Origin of the sequence: Agromyces mariniharenae, assembly GCF_008122505.1 — a bacterium.
In the GTDB taxonomy this organism is placed as follows: Bacteria; Actinomycetota; Actinomycetes; order Actinomycetales; family Microbacteriaceae; genus Agromyces; species Agromyces mariniharenae.
On record NZ_VSSB01000002.1, the window covers coordinates 907,957 to 922,047 of the forward strand.

The following is a 14,091-nucleotide window of genomic DNA, read 5'->3' on the forward strand; positions in this document are numbered from 1 at the left end:
GCCCGCGTGAGGGTCGAACGGCGACGGATGCCGCACCGCCATCTCGGCGCGTCCGAACGTGCCGCGCGAGGTCACGCCCGCGCGTACGCCCCTGCTCGGATGAGCGGCACCCGGGTCTCCTCGTCGGTGAGCGAGCCGTGCTGCCCGACCATGAGCTCGGCCTGCCGGTTCGGCTCGCGCCGGTCGTAGTAGGCGATGCCCGACCGGGCGGCGATGAGCACGTCGCCGATCCGGCTCAGCACCTCCTCGTCGACCGTCGGCCCGTAGAGGCCGGATTCGATCGCCTCGTCGCGCCCGAGCACCCATGCCCGGTGGCCCTCCGCGGCCCGCCAGCCCTCGACGAGCCGCGCGCGGGCCGCCTCGTCGAGCTCGGGTTCGGCGTAGAGGGAGAGGAACCGCGGCTCGCCTCCGACGTGACGGATGCCGTCGACGAGGTCGGGGCGGGCGTCGACGAACACGTGCTTCTGGGCGGGCACGTCGACCACGCCGTGGTCGGCCGTGACGAGCAGGCCCGTGCCCCGCGGCATCCGTCGCTCGAACGCGGCGACCTCGGCGTCGAGCTGCTCGAGGAGCCCGAGCCAGCGGTCGGACTCCCAGCCGTGCGCGTGTGCGGCCTGGTCGAGCTCGGGCACGTACAGGTAGACGAGGGCGCCCGAGTGCTGCTCGAGCACCGACTGCGCCATGGCGAAGCGATCGGGGACCGAGGCGGCGGCCCGGAACTCCGCCCCGCGCAGCACCGCCCGCGTGTAGCCCGAGTCGGCATAGCGCGCCGCGCCGATCGCGAACGTCGGAACGCCGTCGGCGGCCGCGGACTCGAACAGCGTCTCCGAGCGCTGCCACGTCTCGGGCACCATGGCGGCGTCCCAGCCGTTGAGCTGGTTCACGAGGCGGTCGTGCGCCGCGTCGAGGACCCGGTAGCCGACGAGCCCGTGCTCCCCCGGCATCCGTCCCGTCGTGAAGCTCGCGAGGGCTGCGGCCGTCGTCGACGGCAGCACCGTGCGGATCACGTCGCGCCGCGTCATCCGCGAGCTGAGGAATCGGGCGTGGCCGGCGCGCGCCTGCAGGTTGCCCGCGCCGAGGCCGTCGACGAGCACGACCACCGCACCGGATGCCGCGGGGAGCCCGAACCCGTTCTGCACGCCCTGCAGGCTCGCCAGCGAACTCGCGAGGACCCCGGCAAGCCGCGGAGCGGTGACGGCGGGCACCGGTAGCATGGCAGGCATCGCGCCCAGTCTGGCACAGGCCGGGCGCGCCCCCGTTTCCCCCCGCGTGCACCGCACGCCAGCAGCAGAGACCACGGATGACCCGAGCCAAGAACCCGCCCGCCGACGAGCCGATCGTCGAACGCATCGAGGACGTCGACGTCGCCACCGAGATGCAGGGCTCGTTCCTCGAGTACGCCTACTCGGTCATCTACTCGCGGGCCCTGCCCGACGCGCGCGACGGCCTGAAGCCCGTGCAGCGACGCATCCTCTACCAGATGGTCGAGATGGGCCTGCGGCCCGACCGCGGCCACGTGAAGTCGGCGCGCGTCGTCGGCGAGGTCATGGGCAAGCTGCACCCGCACGGCGACACGGCCATCTACGACGCCCTCGTGCGCATGGCGCAGCCGTTCACGCTGCGCGTGCCGCTCGTCGACGGCCATGGCAACTTCGGCTCCCTCGACGACGGTCCGGCAGCACCGCGCTACACCGAGGCCCGCCTGGCCTCCCCCGCGCTCGCGATGACCGAGGGGCTCGACGAGGACGTGGTCGACTTCGTCCCGAACTACGACAACCAGCTCACCCAGCCCGAGGTCCTGCCGGCGGCCTATCCGAACCTCCTCGTCAACGGCGCGAGCGGCATCGCCGTGGGCATGGCCACGAACATGGCGCCGCACAACCTCATCGAGGTCGTCGCGGCCGCGCGGCACCTCATCGCCCACCCGAACGCGACGCTCGACGAGCTCATGGAGTACGTGCCCGGCCCCGACCTGCCGACGGGCGGCACGATCGTGGGGCTCGCCGGCATCAAGGACGCGTACGCGACCGGCCGCGGCAGCTTCAAGACCCGCGCGAAGGTCAGCGTCGAGAGCATCACCGCGCGCAAGACGGGGCTCGTGGTCACCGAGCTCCCCTACCTCGTCGGCCCCGAGAAGGTCATCGAGAAGATCAAGGACGGCGTCAACGCCAAGAAGATCAGCGGCATCTCCGACGTCACCGACCTCACCGACCGCACCAACGGCCTGCGCCTCGTCATCGGCATCAAGACCGGCTTCAGCCCCGAGGCGGTGCTCGAGCAGCTCTACCGCCTGACGCCGCTCGAGGACTCCTTCAACATCAACAACGTCGCCCTCGTCGACGGCGGCCCGCAGACGCTCGGGCTGCGCGAGCTCCTGCAGGTCTACGTCGCGCACCGCATCTCGGTGGTGACGCGGCGGTCGCAGTTCCGCCTCGCGCGTCGCACGGAGCGGCTGCACCTCGTCGAGGGCCTGCTCATCGCGATCCTCGACATCGACGAGGTCATCCAGGTCATCCGCACGAGCGACGAGGCCGAGCAGGCGCGAACCCGCCTCATGGACGTCTTCGACCTCAGCCAGCTGCAGGCCGAGTACATCCTCGAACTGCGCCTGCGCCGGCTCACGAAGTTCTCCCGCCTCGAGCTCGAGGCCGAGCGCGACAAGCTCCGCGCCGAGATCGACGAGCTCGAGGCCCTGCTCGCGAGCCGGCACCGCATCGAGGCGCTCGTGTCCGACGAGCTCGCCGAGATCGCCGAGCGCTACGGCACGCCGCGGCGCACGCTGCTCACCGATGCCCGACCGAGCATCGCGGGCACACGTGCGAAGCACGCCGCGGCCGACCTCGAGGTGGCGGATGTCGCGTGCCGCGTGTTCCTCAGCGCGACGGGTCGCATCGCTCGCGTCGACCTCCCCGACGGGCCCGACGGCCAGCCGGCGATCACGCAGCCGGCTCGGCGGAGCAAGCACGACGCCATCCGCTCGACGCTCGACACCACGAGCCGCGCCGAGATCGGCGCCGTCACGAGCCTCGGCCGCCTCATCCGGTTCACGCCCGTCGACCTGCCGATGCTGCCGCCGACCTCGGTGCAGCTCGGCGCCGGCGTGCGCGTCGGCGACTACCTCGCGCTGCCGAACCGCGACGAGAAGGTGCTCGCAATCGTGGCGCTCGACGGCGACCGCTCGATCGCACTCGGCACGAAGCAGGGCGTGGTGAAGCGCGTTGCCGCGAACGCCTATCCCAACAAGCCCGAGTTCGAGGTCATCGGCCTGAAGGCCGGCGACGAGGTCGTCGGCGCGGTGCAGGGCGACGAGACCGACGAGCTCGTGTTCGTCGCCTCCGACGCGCAGCTGCTGCGCTTCCCCGCGGCATCCGTGCGCCCGCAGGGCTGCCCGGCCGGTGGCATGGCGGGCATCAACCTGGCCTCGGGTGCGCACGTGGTGCACTTCACGAGCGTGCCGGCCGAATCCGCGGCCGACGCAGTGGTCGTCACGATCGCCGCGAGCAACGAGACACTGCTCGGCACCGACCCCGGCAGCGCGAAGGTGAGCTCGTTCGCGGAGTTCCCGGCGAAGGGCCGCGCGACGGGCGGCGTGCGGGCGCAGCGATTCCTGAAGGGCGAGGATGCCCTGCACCTCGCCTGGGTCGGCCGGTCTCCCGCGCTCGCGGTGGGCACCGACGGGTCCGCGCGACAGCTGCCCGACGGCGGCGCGAAGCGCGACGCATCGGGCCAGGCGCTCGAGGCCGTGGTCGCCGCCGTGGGGCGGCGCATCGGCTGAGCCGGCCCGCGCCGGGGCGTCCCGCTCTTGACGTCGGCCGCGACGACCGGCATATTCGGCCGTGGCCGGCGCGGTGCGGCATCGCCCCGCGGCATCCGGCCCGTGACGGCTGGGGGCGGCGATGACGCGTGCGGTGCTGGAGCAGACGATCGGCGGAGACGTGCTCGCGCCGGGCGACGACGGCTACGACGAGGCGCGCACGGTGTGGAACGCCATGGTCGACCGGCATCCGAGGTTCGTCGTGCGGTGCTCCGACGCCGCTGACGTGGCCGCCGCCCTGCGGTACGCGCGCGAGCACGACCTCGAGTTCGGGATCCGCTGCGGCGGGCACGGCATCGTCGGACACGCGGTGCCCGACGGGGGCCTCATGATCGATCTCCGCCCGATGGGCGCGGTCGTGGTCGATCCTGCGACGCGTCGGGCTCGCGTGCAGGGCGGGGCGCTCCTCGGGGCGCTCGACGTGGCCACCCAGGAGCACGGTCTCGCGACGACCGCGGGCAACGTGTCGCACACGGGCGTCGGCGGGCTGACACTCGGCGGCGGGATGGGCTGGCTGGCGCGGCGGCACGGCCTGACGTGCGACAACGTCGTCTCGTTCGAGGTCGTGACCGCCGACGGGTCGATCGTGCGCGCGAGCGCCGAGGAGCACCCCGAGCTGTTCTGGGCGCTGCGCGGCGGCGGCGGCAACTTCGGCGTCGTGACGGAGTTCGAGTTCGTGCTCCACCCCGAACCGGGGCGCACGATCGCGGCGGAGTTCCACTACCCCGCGGCCGTGGCGGCGATGCCGATGCGACGCTGGCGCGACCTGAGTGCGACCGCGCCCAGGGAGGCGACCTTCACGGCGACGATCTCGGGGCAGGACGTGGCCGTCGGGCTCGTCTGGGTCGGCGACCCCGAGGCGGGAGGCGCCGCGATCGCGGAGCTCGACCGGGAGCTCTCGGCTGTGGCCGAACCAGTCGCCCGCGTGGTCGAGCCCATGTCGTACCTCGAGCTCCAGACCCGCGAGGACGACCTCGAGGGCCACACCTGGCGGCGGTACTGGAAGGGCCACTACTTCCGCGCCCTCGACGACGAGCTCCTCGACCTCGTGTTCGAGCGCGACGAACCCTACCTGCCCGACGTGAGCCTGCAGGCCTACGGCGGCGCGATCGCCGACGTCGACGATGACGACACCGCGTTCTCACGGCGCGACACCGCGTTCGAGTTCGTCGCCGCCGCGCGGTGGCGCGATCCGTCGGAGGACGAGGCCCGGATGTCGGCGGCGCGACGCTACGCCGGCGCCATGGAACGGTTCGCGAGCGGCGCCTACGTCAACGTGCTCGGCGACGACGGCGCCGCGGGCCTGCGCCGCGCGTACTCCGACGAGAAGCTCGCCCGGCTGACCGCGGTGAAGGACGCCTACGACCCCGACAACGTGTTCCACCTGAACCAGAACATCCGCCCGTCCGCCCGATGAGGCGGAGCCGACGCGCGAGCTGCCGTCGGCGTCAGGCGTCGATGCGGTCGCGCTCGAGCGCGTCGGAGCTGTCGATGATGAACTCCTTGCGCGGTGCCACGTCGTTGCCCATGAGCAGCTCGAACACCCGACCGGCGTTCTCGGCGTCGCCGAGGCCGACGCGGCGCAGCGTGCGGTGCCGCTTGTCCATCGTCGTCGTCGCGAGCTGGTCGGCGTCCATCTCGCCGAGGCCCTTGTACCGCTGGATCGGGTCCTGGTAGCGGCGACCCTGCTTCTTCAGCTGGGCGAGCACGCCCTGGAGCTCGGCCTCGGAGTACGTGTAGATCGTGTCGTTGGGCTTCGAGCCCGGGTTCATCACGACCACGCGGTGCAGCGGCGGGACCGCCGCGAACACGCGGCCCTCCTCGATCATCGGCCGCATGTAACGGAAGAAGAGCGTGAGCAGCAGCGTGCGGATGTGCGCACCGTCGACGTCGGCGTCGCTCATGATGATGACCTTGCCGTAGCGCGCGGACGCGAGATCGAAGCTCCGGCCCGATCCCGCGCCGATCACCTGGATGATCGAGGCGCACTCGGCGTTGCCGAGCATGTCGGAGACGCTCGCCTTCTGCACGTTGAGGATCTTGCCGCGGATCGGCAGCAGCGCCTGGTGCTCGCTGTCTCGGGCGAGCTTGGCCGTGCCGAGCGCCGAGTCGCCCTCCACGATGAACAGCTCGCTGTGCGCCACGTCGCTGGAGCGGCAGTCCACGAGCTTCGCGGGCAGCGACGAGCTCTCGAGCGCGTTCTTGCGGCGCTGGGTCTCCTTGTGCGCGCGGGCGGAGATGCGCGACTTCATCTCGGCGACGACCTTGTCGAGCAGCAGCGCGGACTGCGCCTTGTCGTCGCGCTTCGTGGAGGCGAATCGCGCCCCGAGCTCCTTCGTGAGCACGTTGGCCACGATGGCGCGCACGGCGGGGGTGCCCAGCACCTCCTTCGTCTGGCCCTCGAACTGCGGCTCGGGCAGCCGCACGGTGATCACGGCCGTGAGGCCCGCGAGCACGTCGTCCTTCTCGAGCTTGTCGTTGCCGGCCTTGAGGCGCCGGGCGTTCTGCTCCACCTGCTGGCGCAGGAACCGCAGCAGCCCCTGGTCGAATCCGGTCTGGTGCGTGCCGCCCTTCGGCGTGGCGATGATGTTGACGAACGACTTCACGATCGTCTCGTAGCCCGTGCCCCAGCGCAGGGCGATGTCGACGTGGCACTCGCGCTGCAGCTCGGTCGGCACCATCGCACCGCCGTCCGTGAGCACGGGGACGGTCTCGGTGAAGCCGCCCGACCCGGTGATGCGCCAGATGTCGGTGAGCGGGGCATCCGTCGCCAGGTGCTCGACGAACTCGGAGATGCCGCCCTCGAACTGGAACGACGTCGCGTGCGGCTCGGCGCCGCGCTCGTCGGTCACGTCGATCGCGAGGCCCGGCACGAGGAACGCGGTCTGTCGCGCGCGCCCGAGGAGCTCGTCGGTCTGGAACTCGGCGCCCTTCGTGAAGATCTGCCGGTCGGCCCAGTACCGGATGCGCGTGCCCGTGACGCCCTTGGCCACCTTGCCGACGACTCGCAGCTCACTGCGCTCCTCGAACGGGGTGAACGGGGCGTCGGGCGTCGGGGCGCCCGTGTCGGCGAACACGCCCGGCTCGCCGCGGTGGAACGACATCGCCCACGTCTTGCCGTCGCGGTCGACCTCGACGTCGAGGCGCTCGGACAGGGCGTTGACGACCGAGGCGCCCACGCCGTGCAGACCACCCGAGGCCGCGTAGGAGCCCGAGCCGAACTTGCCGCCCGCGTGGAGCTTCGTGAACACGACCTCGACGCCCGAGAGCCCGGTCTTCGGCTCGATGTCGACGGGGATGCCGCGCGCGCGGTCGCGCACCTCGACGCTGCCGTCGGGGTGCAGCAGCACGCCGATCTCGCTGCCGTGCCCCGCGAGCGCCTCGTCGACCGAGTTGTCGATGATCTCCCAGAGGCAGTGCATGAGCCCGCGCGAGTCGGTCGACCCGATGTACATGCCGGGTCGCTTGCGAACCGCCTCGAGGCCCTCGAGGACGGAGAGGTGGCGGGCGGAATAGTCGGAGCTCACGTCGGATCACTCTACTGTCGCCCGAGGACACCGCGGCGCAGGCGCTACGCGCAGAGCGAAATGCGGCGACCAACGGAAGGAACCGGCTCTCCCGCGTGTTTTCATTGATGAACGGAACATCGATCGTGAGCCAGGAGGAGGAGCCATGACGCAGTACACCGACAGCCCCGGTGCGGTCGACGAACTCGACACCCCCTACGAGCTCACCGCGCTCGACCGCTGCGACGCCTGCGGCGCGCAGGCCTACATCCGAGTCGTCGTCGCGAGCGGCGAGCTGCTCTTCTGCGCCCACCACGGACGCAAGCACCAGGAGAAGCTCTCGCAGATCGCGCACAGCTGGCACGACGAGTCGAGCCGACTCCTCGTCGACGACCGCGACTGACCCCCGAACGACGTGAACGCCCCGGCTCCGGCCGGGGCGTTCGTCGTATCCGGGGTCATCCGGGGGTCTGGAGCGTCCGTGCGTCGCGCGCCTCAGGCGTCGGCGACGGATGCCGCGACCCGCGCCGCGGCGAGCTGCGCCTCGCGGGCGCCCGTGGCATAGGCGTCGACCACCGCGGCACGCTCGCCCGGAGCGTACGTGAGGCCGGCGCGCTCGGCCATGATCCGCAGCAGGTGATCGGCGAAGGCGGGGTTCTTCGCCAGCACCGGACCGTGCAGGTGCGTGCCGATCACGGCGCCCATGACGACGCCCTCCTGGCCCGAGTCCCTGCCGTTGCCCGCGCCGGCGCGGATGCGCCCGAGCGGCGATCCCTCGGCGCCCACGTAGTCGCGAGCGTGGTTCTCGAACCCGACGAGGAGCCCGAATCGCGGCGACGCGACCACGAGGTCGTCGGTGACGCGGCCGGCGCGCGGGACCGCACGGCCCGGAAGGATGCCGAGCCCCTCGAGGCTCGACCCGTCGGGGTGCTCGATGCCCCAGCTGAGCAGCTCCCAGCCGGTGCCGATCGCGAGGATCGGGACGCCCTCGGTGCCCCAGGTGCGCAGCTCGTCGTGGAGCTCCAGCAGCGCCGCGCGGCTCGCCTCGACCGACGAGTCGCTGCCCGATCCGAGCACCACCGCGTCGACGCGATCGGGCAGGTCGTCGCGCGACTCGACCGCGACGACGCGTGCGTCGAGCCCAGCCCAACCGGCGCGACGTGCGAGCACGTGCGCGTTCTCGGCGTCGCCGTTCGTGTTCTGCAGGCCGGGCAGGAGCGCCACGATCGTGAGGGTGGTCATTCCGCTCCCGAGAGTCCGAGGTGAGCGCGCGTGCGGCGCATGGCGTCGGCCGAGAAGACGATGGTCTTCACGCCGTTCGACGGCGACGGCGCCGCGAGGAAGTCGTCGAGCGCGCGACCGAGGTCGGTCTCCACCCGATCGATCTCGACGCCGTCGTACGCGAGCATGAGCGCGGCCTCGTGGGCCTTGGAACCGCTGACGATCGCCACACGGCCGAGCGACGAGGCATCCGTGGGCCAGAAGTAGGAGGGGTCGCGCACGTCGGAGCCGATCGCGAACAGGATCTGCTCGGTACCCGGCTCGATGCTGTCGACGTTGAGCTGGTAGCTGGCGGGGTTCTGCACGAGGACGAACTCGACGTCCTGGTCGCGCACCCGCACGCGCTCGCCGCGGCCGAAGACGGCCGGGATGGCGCTCAGCGCGTCGGCGGCGGTCGTCGGCGAGAACCGCTCCCCCAGCACCGCCTTCGCGGTGGCGTACGCGGCGGCCGCGTCGACGGCGTAGTGCGTGCCGCGGGCGGGCAGCCCGATGTCGACGGATGCCGCGCCGTCGCGCAGCACCGCGGACGCGCCGCTCGCCGACTCCACCACCACGCCGGCCTCGGGCGCGAGGCGCTCGGGAGCCGTCTCGGTGTAGCCGAGGCCGCGCGGCGAGCGTCGGAGCACGTCGGCGGCGACACCGTAGCGATGCACGGCGACGCCCGGCGCGGTCGCCGCAGCGAGGCGCTCGAGGTACGCGTCGTCGGCGTTCACGACGACGGCCTCGTGGGCGCGCGCGGCGATGCGGCCCAGCATGCCGGCGACCATCTCGGAGTCGTGGAAGCGGTCGATCTGGTCGACCATGACGTTGGTCAGCGCGACGACGCGCGCGTCGACCCCCTGCATGACGAGCGCGCCGTGCCCCTCGTCCATCTCGAGCACGGCCACGTCGCCGGGTACTCGGCCCTGCCAGTCGGCTCGCTCGAGGAGCGCGGACGTGAGGCCCTGGCTGATGTTCGCGGTCGAGGGGTTCGTGAACACGTCGACGCCGTGCGCACGCAGGATCGCGACCAGCATCTTCGTGGTCGTCGACTTGCCGCTCGAACCCGAGACCACCACGAGGCCCTGCGGGAAGCCCGAGAGCGTGCGCTTCAGGTACCCCGGCGCGATGCGGTTGACGACGAGGCCGGGAACAGCCGATCCGCCGCCGGGCTTGCGCAGCCGGGCGGCGAATCGGGTGAGCCTGCCGACGAGGATCGCCGGCGCGTAGCGCACCGCCGGCCTACTCGAGGTAGTCGCGCAGCGACTGCGAGCGGGACGGGTGGCGCAGCTTCGCCATCGTCTTCGACTCGATCTGGCGGATGCGCTCGCGCGTGACGCCGAACGTGTCGCCGATCTGGTCGAGGGTCTTCGGCATGCCGTCGCCGAGACCGAAGCGCATGCGGATCACGCCCGCCTCGCGCTCGCTCAGCGAGTCGAGCAGCGACTCGAGCTGCTTCTGCAGCATCGTGAAGCCCACCGCGTCGGCCGGCACGACCGCCTCGGTGTCCTCGATGAGGTCGCCGAACTCGCTGTCGCCGTCCTCGCCGAGCGGGGTGTGCAGCGAGATCGGCTCGCGGCCGTACTTCTGCACCTCGATGACCTTCTCGGGAGTCATGTCGAGTTCCTTCGACAGCTCCTCGGGCGTGGGCTCGCGGCCGAGGTCCTGCAGCATCTGGCGCTGCACGCGGGCGAGCTTGTTGATGACCTCGACCATGTGCACCGGGATGCGGATGGTGCGGGCCTGGTCGGCCATCGCGCGGGTGATCGCCTGGCGGATCCACCACGTCGCGTAGGTCGAGAACTTGAAGCCCTTGGTGTAGTCGAACTTCTCGACCGCACGGATGAGCCCGAGGTTGCCCTCCTGGATCAGGTCGAGGAACTGCATGCCGCGGCCCGTGTAGCGCTTCGCGAGCGAGACCACGAGGCGCAGGTTCGCGCCGAGCAGGTGGCTCTTCGCGCGCTGGCCGTCCTTCGCGACCCACTGCAGCTCACGACCGAGCTGCGAGCGCTTCTCGGCGTCGCTCATGTGCGACAGCTTCTCCTCGGCGAACAGGCCGGCCTCGATGCGCATCGCGAGCTCGACCTCCTCGGCCGCGTTCAGAAGCGCCACCTTGCCGATCTGCTTCAGGTAGTCCTTGACCGGATCCGCCGTCGCGCCGGTGATCGCGCTCGAGTAGACGGGGACCTCGTCCTCGTCGTCGACCGCGCGCAGCACGAGCGCACCGGTGGGGTGCGGCTCGACCGCGACCTCGGGCTTGGCGTCCTCCTCGTCGGCCTCCGCCGCGCCCTCGGCGTCGGCTGCGCCCTCGGATGCCGCGTCGGCGGTCTCGGCGGCCTCGTCGCCCTCGGCGGCGACCTCGGCCTCGACGTCGACCTCCTCGAGGTCCTCGGGGTCGAGCTCGTCCTCGTCGTCACCCGTGGCGCCGGCCTTGGCCTTGCCCTTGGGCTTCGCGGCGGACTTCGCCGTGCTGGTGCGCGGCTTCTTGGTCGCCGGCGTCGCCGCGCTCTTGGACGCGGCCGCCTTCGTGCCGCCGGTCTTCGCGGCGGATGCCTTCGTCTTCGCCGCTGACGTCGCGGCGGTGGCCTTCGTGGCCGTCTTGGCGGCGGTCGACTTCGCGGCCGTCGTGCGCGCTGCAGCGGGCTTCTCCGCCTCGCCCTTCGCCGACGTCGCAGCCTTCGTCGTTGCCATTCGTTTGAACCTCTCCTACCGTCGCGCGGCGCTTGCCCTCTCGGACGTTCGGCTCGTGCTGTCGGTCCGGTCGATTTCGGACACTATGAGGACCCATGTCAAGTCCGCGTGAACCGGTGCGACGATCTCGCACCCGCAGACCAGAACGGGTCCTGCCTCTATTATACAGCCTGGCAGCCCGTCGAACTCGCGGACGCCCGCGCTCTTCTCCCCGCTCGTTGCAACGCCCTGCCTGCCCTGTGCATTCCCTTCGGGCCCGGGATTCCGCGGAACTCCGGCCATCGCGCGGGCGCCCGCACGGCGCCGCGGCGGGATCGGAGGCTCAGCCGCCGAGCGGCGTGTCGTCGTCGCGCGTGCGGCGGTAGGCGAGGAACTTCTCGAGCTCGGCCGCGATCTCGTCGGCCGACGGCAGCTCGCCGTCCTCATCGGTGAGGGGCGAGCGCAGCGTCGTCCCCTCCATGTACGAGTCGTGACGCTCCTCGAGCGTGCCGACGAGCTTCGCGAGCTCGGCGTTCTCGGCGACCTGCTCGTCGATGCGGGCGACGAATTCCCGACCCTGCTCGCGCAGTGCGTCGGTCGGGAAGATGCGGCCGGTCGACGCGCTGATGGCCTCGAGCGCGGCGATCGCCGCCGTCGGGTACTCGGCGTCGGAGAGGTAGTGCGGCACGAGGAGCACGAAGCCCGTCGTGGGGTGCTCCTCCTGCTGCAGGCGGTACTCGACGAGATGCAGGGCGTTCGACGGCACCTCGGTCGTCGGCCGCCAGATCGACATGGCCTCGATGAGGTCGGTGCGGTTGCCGCTCACGGTCATGCCGATCGGGCGGGTGTGCGGCACGGGCATGGGGATCGAGTTGATCCAGGTCGTCGACGAGACCTGGAACTCGTCGATGAGTCCGAGCACGGCGGCCCCGAACCGCTCCCACTGGAAGTCGGGCTCGTAGCCCGTGAGCATGAGGAACTGCTGGCCGATCTCGTCGCGTGCGAGGTCGAGGCTCAGCCGCGGCGGGCGGTAGTCGGCGAGGTGGTCGCCCTCGAACAGGATGATCGGACGCCGCGCCCGGTAGTCCAGCAGCTCGTCGGCGTCGAAGGTGGCGACGACGGTGGTGTCGAGGGTCGTGAGGAGGTACTCCGTCGTCTGCGCGACGGCCGAGCCCGCGTCGGCGAAGCCGGTCAGCCCCGCGATGAGCGGGAGTCCGGGCGGCACCTGGACGTCGGGATTGCGCTCGTAGAGGGAGCGTGGATCGCGCATGCCTCCAGCCTAACGACGGCCCGGAGGGCGCCCGGCGGTCGCCGCGCGCGTCGGATGATGCCGAGAGCGAACACGTACGATCGGCTGCATGAACCTCCCCGTGCTCTCCGTCTCCCCCGCCCCCGCCGCCGAGTCCCGCGCCGACGCCGTGCTGCTCGCCGCGAGGAGCGGCGCCGACGGCGCCGAGCTGCTCGCGGTCGACGGGTTCGGGTGGGTGCCCGCCGCGCTGGCGGCGCTCGGCGCGAAGGGCACGGCCGAGGAGGTCGTCAAGGTCCCCGGTCCCGAGGGCGGGCCGCGCCTGGTCGTCGTGGTGGGCACGGGCGACGCAGCGGATGCCGCGGCGCTCCGCCTCGCGGCCGGCAGCGCGGTGCGACAGCTCACCGGCGTGGCGACCCTCGCCGTCGCGATCCCGGCCGACGACGCCGAGGACGCCGCGGCGATCCTCGAGGGTGCGGCGCTCGGCGCCTACGCCTACACCAACTACAAGGCGAAGCCGAAGGCGCCCGTCGAGGAGATCACGCTGCACTCCTCGCTCGACGCCGATGCCGTCGGGCTCGACCGGGTCCGCGCCGTGACGGCGGCGGTCGCGCGCACCAAGGACCTCGTCAACACGTCGCCCGCCGAGCTCTTCCCCGCGCGCCTGGCCGAACTCGCCGTCGAAGCGGCGAGCGGTGCCGGCGTCGCGGCGAAGGTCTGGGACGAGGAGGCCCTCGCCGCCGACGGCTTCGGCGGCATCCTCGCCGTCGGGCAGGGCTCGAGCCGCGGGCCGAGGCTCGTGCGCCTCGAATACGCGCCGGCCGGGGCATCCGTGCACCTCGCGCTCGTCGGCAAGGGCATCACGTTCGACTCGGGCGGGCTCTCGATCAAGCCCATGGCGTCGATGGTGGGCATGAAGACCGACATGGCCGGCGCGGCGGCGGTGCTCTCGGCCATCGTCGCGCTCGCGGAGCTGCAGGTGCCCGTGCGCGTGACCGGATGGCTCTGCCTCGCCGAGAACCTGCCGTCCGGCACCGCCGTGCGGCCCAACGACGTGCTGCGGATCCACGGCGGCACGACGGTCGAGGTGCTGAACACCGACGCGGAGGGGCGCCTCGTGCTCGCCGACGGGCTCGTCGCGGCAAGCGAGGAGCAGCCCGACGCCATCGTCGACGTCGCGACCCTGACGGGTGCGCAGGTCGTGGCGCTCGGCCACCGGATCGCCGGGCTGATGGGCGACGACGAGCTCGTCGCGACGGTCCGCGCCGCAGCCGACGCGGTCGCGGAACCCACCTGGCCCATGCCGCTCCCAGCCGACCTGCTCGCCCTCCTCAAGTCCGACGTCGCCGACCTCGCGAACACCAAGCTCGGTCAGACCGTTCCGGGAATGCTCCTGGCGGGCGTCTTCCTGCGCGAGTTCGTCGGCACGCGGGAGGACTCCGAGGAGCGGATCCCGTGGGCGCACCTCGACATCGCGGGGCCCTCGAACAACGCCGGAGGGCCCTGGGGATTCACCGGCAGCGGCGCCACCGGAGCCGCCGTCCGCACGCTCGTCAAGCTGGGCGAGCAGCTCGCCGAAGGGTAGTAGGGTGCTA

The 14,091-nt window shown here is 72.0% G+C and carries 10 protein-coding genes; 4 read left to right on the top strand and 6 right to left on the bottom strand.

The genetic code is table 11. From position 1 onward, the window contains the following. Positions 1 to 71: 71 nt before the first annotated feature. Entirely contained in the window at positions 72 to 1,223 is a 1,152-nt protein-coding gene (locus FYC51_RS17550; protein ID WP_148735040.1) for an alkaline phosphatase family protein, read from the bottom strand. Between the two features lie 77 nt (positions 1,224 to 1,300). Here FYC51_RS17550 and FYC51_RS17555 point away from each other — a divergent pair, with 77 nt between their 5' ends. Both FYC51_RS17555 and FYC51_RS17560 read left to right on the top strand, forming a co-directional pair. Continuing rightward, entirely contained in the window at positions 1,301 to 3,775 is a 2,475-nt protein-coding gene (locus FYC51_RS17555; RefSeq protein WP_148735041.1) for a DNA gyrase/topoisomerase IV subunit A, read from the top strand. A gap of 121 nt (positions 3,776 to 3,896) precedes the next feature. Continuing rightward, positions 3,897 to 5,231 (top strand): FAD-binding oxidoreductase, encoded by a 1,335-nt coding sequence (locus FYC51_RS17560; protein WP_148735042.1) that lies wholly within the window; start codon positions 3,897 to 3,899, stop codon positions 5,229 to 5,231. A gap of 31 nt (positions 5,232 to 5,262) precedes the next feature. Here FYC51_RS17560 and FYC51_RS17565 read toward each other — a convergent pair whose 3' ends face one another. After that, positions 5,263 to 7,341, bottom strand: a complete 2,079-nt coding sequence (locus tag FYC51_RS17565) for a DNA gyrase/topoisomerase IV subunit B (RefSeq protein WP_148735043.1) — start codon at positions 7,339 to 7,341, stop codon at positions 5,263 to 5,265. 145 nt (positions 7,342 to 7,486) lie between these two features. Between FYC51_RS17565 and FYC51_RS17570 the strand changes: the two genes are divergently transcribed. Continuing rightward, complete coding sequence (locus FYC51_RS17570; RefSeq protein ID WP_148735044.1) at positions 7,487 to 7,723, top strand: DUF7455 domain-containing protein; 237 nt, start codon at positions 7,487 to 7,489, stop codon at positions 7,721 to 7,723. Positions 7,724 to 7,815: 92 nt separating this feature from the next. Here the strand turns inward: FYC51_RS17570 and FYC51_RS17575 are convergent, their stop codons facing one another. From FYC51_RS17575 to FYC51_RS17590, 4 genes are all read right to left on the bottom strand, one after another. Next, complete coding sequence (locus FYC51_RS17575) at positions 7,816 to 8,562, bottom strand: type 1 glutamine amidotransferase (RefSeq protein WP_148735045.1); 747 nt, start codon at positions 8,560 to 8,562, stop codon at positions 7,816 to 7,818. Then, the gene (locus FYC51_RS17580; RefSeq protein ID WP_148735046.1) at positions 8,559 to 9,815 is read right to left on the bottom strand and encodes a MurT ligase domain-containing protein; all 1,257 of its coding nucleotides are present in this window, start codon (positions 9,813 to 9,815) and stop codon (positions 8,559 to 8,561) included. Before FYC51_RS17580 ends, FYC51_RS17575 begins: the two co-directional genes overlap by 4 nt. 7 nt (positions 9,816 to 9,822) lie before the next feature. Further along, the gene (locus FYC51_RS17585) at positions 9,823 to 11,271 is read right to left on the bottom strand and encodes an RNA polymerase sigma factor (RefSeq protein ID WP_148735047.1); all 1,449 of its coding nucleotides are present in this window, start codon (positions 11,269 to 11,271) and stop codon (positions 9,823 to 9,825) included. Between the two features lie 322 nt (positions 11,272 to 11,593). After that, positions 11,594 to 12,520 carry a proteasome assembly chaperone family protein gene (locus FYC51_RS17590; RefSeq protein WP_148735048.1) on the bottom strand — a complete coding sequence of 309 codons (927 nt, stop codon included), beginning with the start codon at positions 12,518 to 12,520 and terminating at the stop codon, positions 11,594 to 11,596. 88 nt (positions 12,521 to 12,608) lie between these two features. Here FYC51_RS17590 and FYC51_RS17595 point away from each other — a divergent pair, with 88 nt between their 5' ends. Then, positions 12,609 to 14,081: a leucyl aminopeptidase gene (locus tag FYC51_RS17595; RefSeq protein ID WP_148735049.1), complete on the top strand. Its 1,473-nt coding sequence runs from the start codon at positions 12,609 to 12,611 to the stop codon at positions 14,079 to 14,081. Positions 14,082 to 14,091: the final 10 nt, after the last annotated feature.

Excerpts from the sequence above, each read along its gene's own strand:
- FYC51_RS17550 (WP_148735040.1), bottom strand. The coding sequence starts at position 1,223 with ATGCCTGCCATGCTACCGGTGCCCGCCGTCACCGCTCCGCGGCTTGCC.
- FYC51_RS17555 (WP_148735041.1), top strand. The coding sequence starts at position 1,301 with ATGACCCGAGCCAAGAACCCGCCCGCCGACGAGCCGATCGTCGAACGC.
- FYC51_RS17560 (WP_148735042.1), top strand. The coding sequence starts at position 3,897 with ATGACGCGTGCGGTGCTGGAGCAGACGATCGGCGGAGACGTGCTCGCG.
- FYC51_RS17570 (WP_148735044.1), top strand. The coding sequence starts at position 7,487 with ATGACGCAGTACACCGACAGCCCCGGTGCGGTCGACGAACTCGACACC.
- FYC51_RS17575 (WP_148735045.1), bottom strand. The coding sequence starts at position 8,562 with ATGACCACCCTCACGATCGTGGCGCTCCTGCCCGGCCTGCAGAACACG.
- FYC51_RS17585 (WP_148735047.1), bottom strand. The coding sequence starts at position 11,271 with ATGGCAACGACGAAGGCTGCGACGTCGGCGAAGGGCGAGGCGGAGAAG.
- FYC51_RS17590 (WP_148735048.1), bottom strand. The coding sequence starts at position 12,520 with ATGCGCGATCCACGCTCCCTCTACGAGCGCAATCCCGACGTCCAGGTG.
- FYC51_RS17595 (WP_148735049.1), top strand. The coding sequence starts at position 12,609 with ATGAACCTCCCCGTGCTCTCCGTCTCCCCCGCCCCCGCCGCCGAGTCC.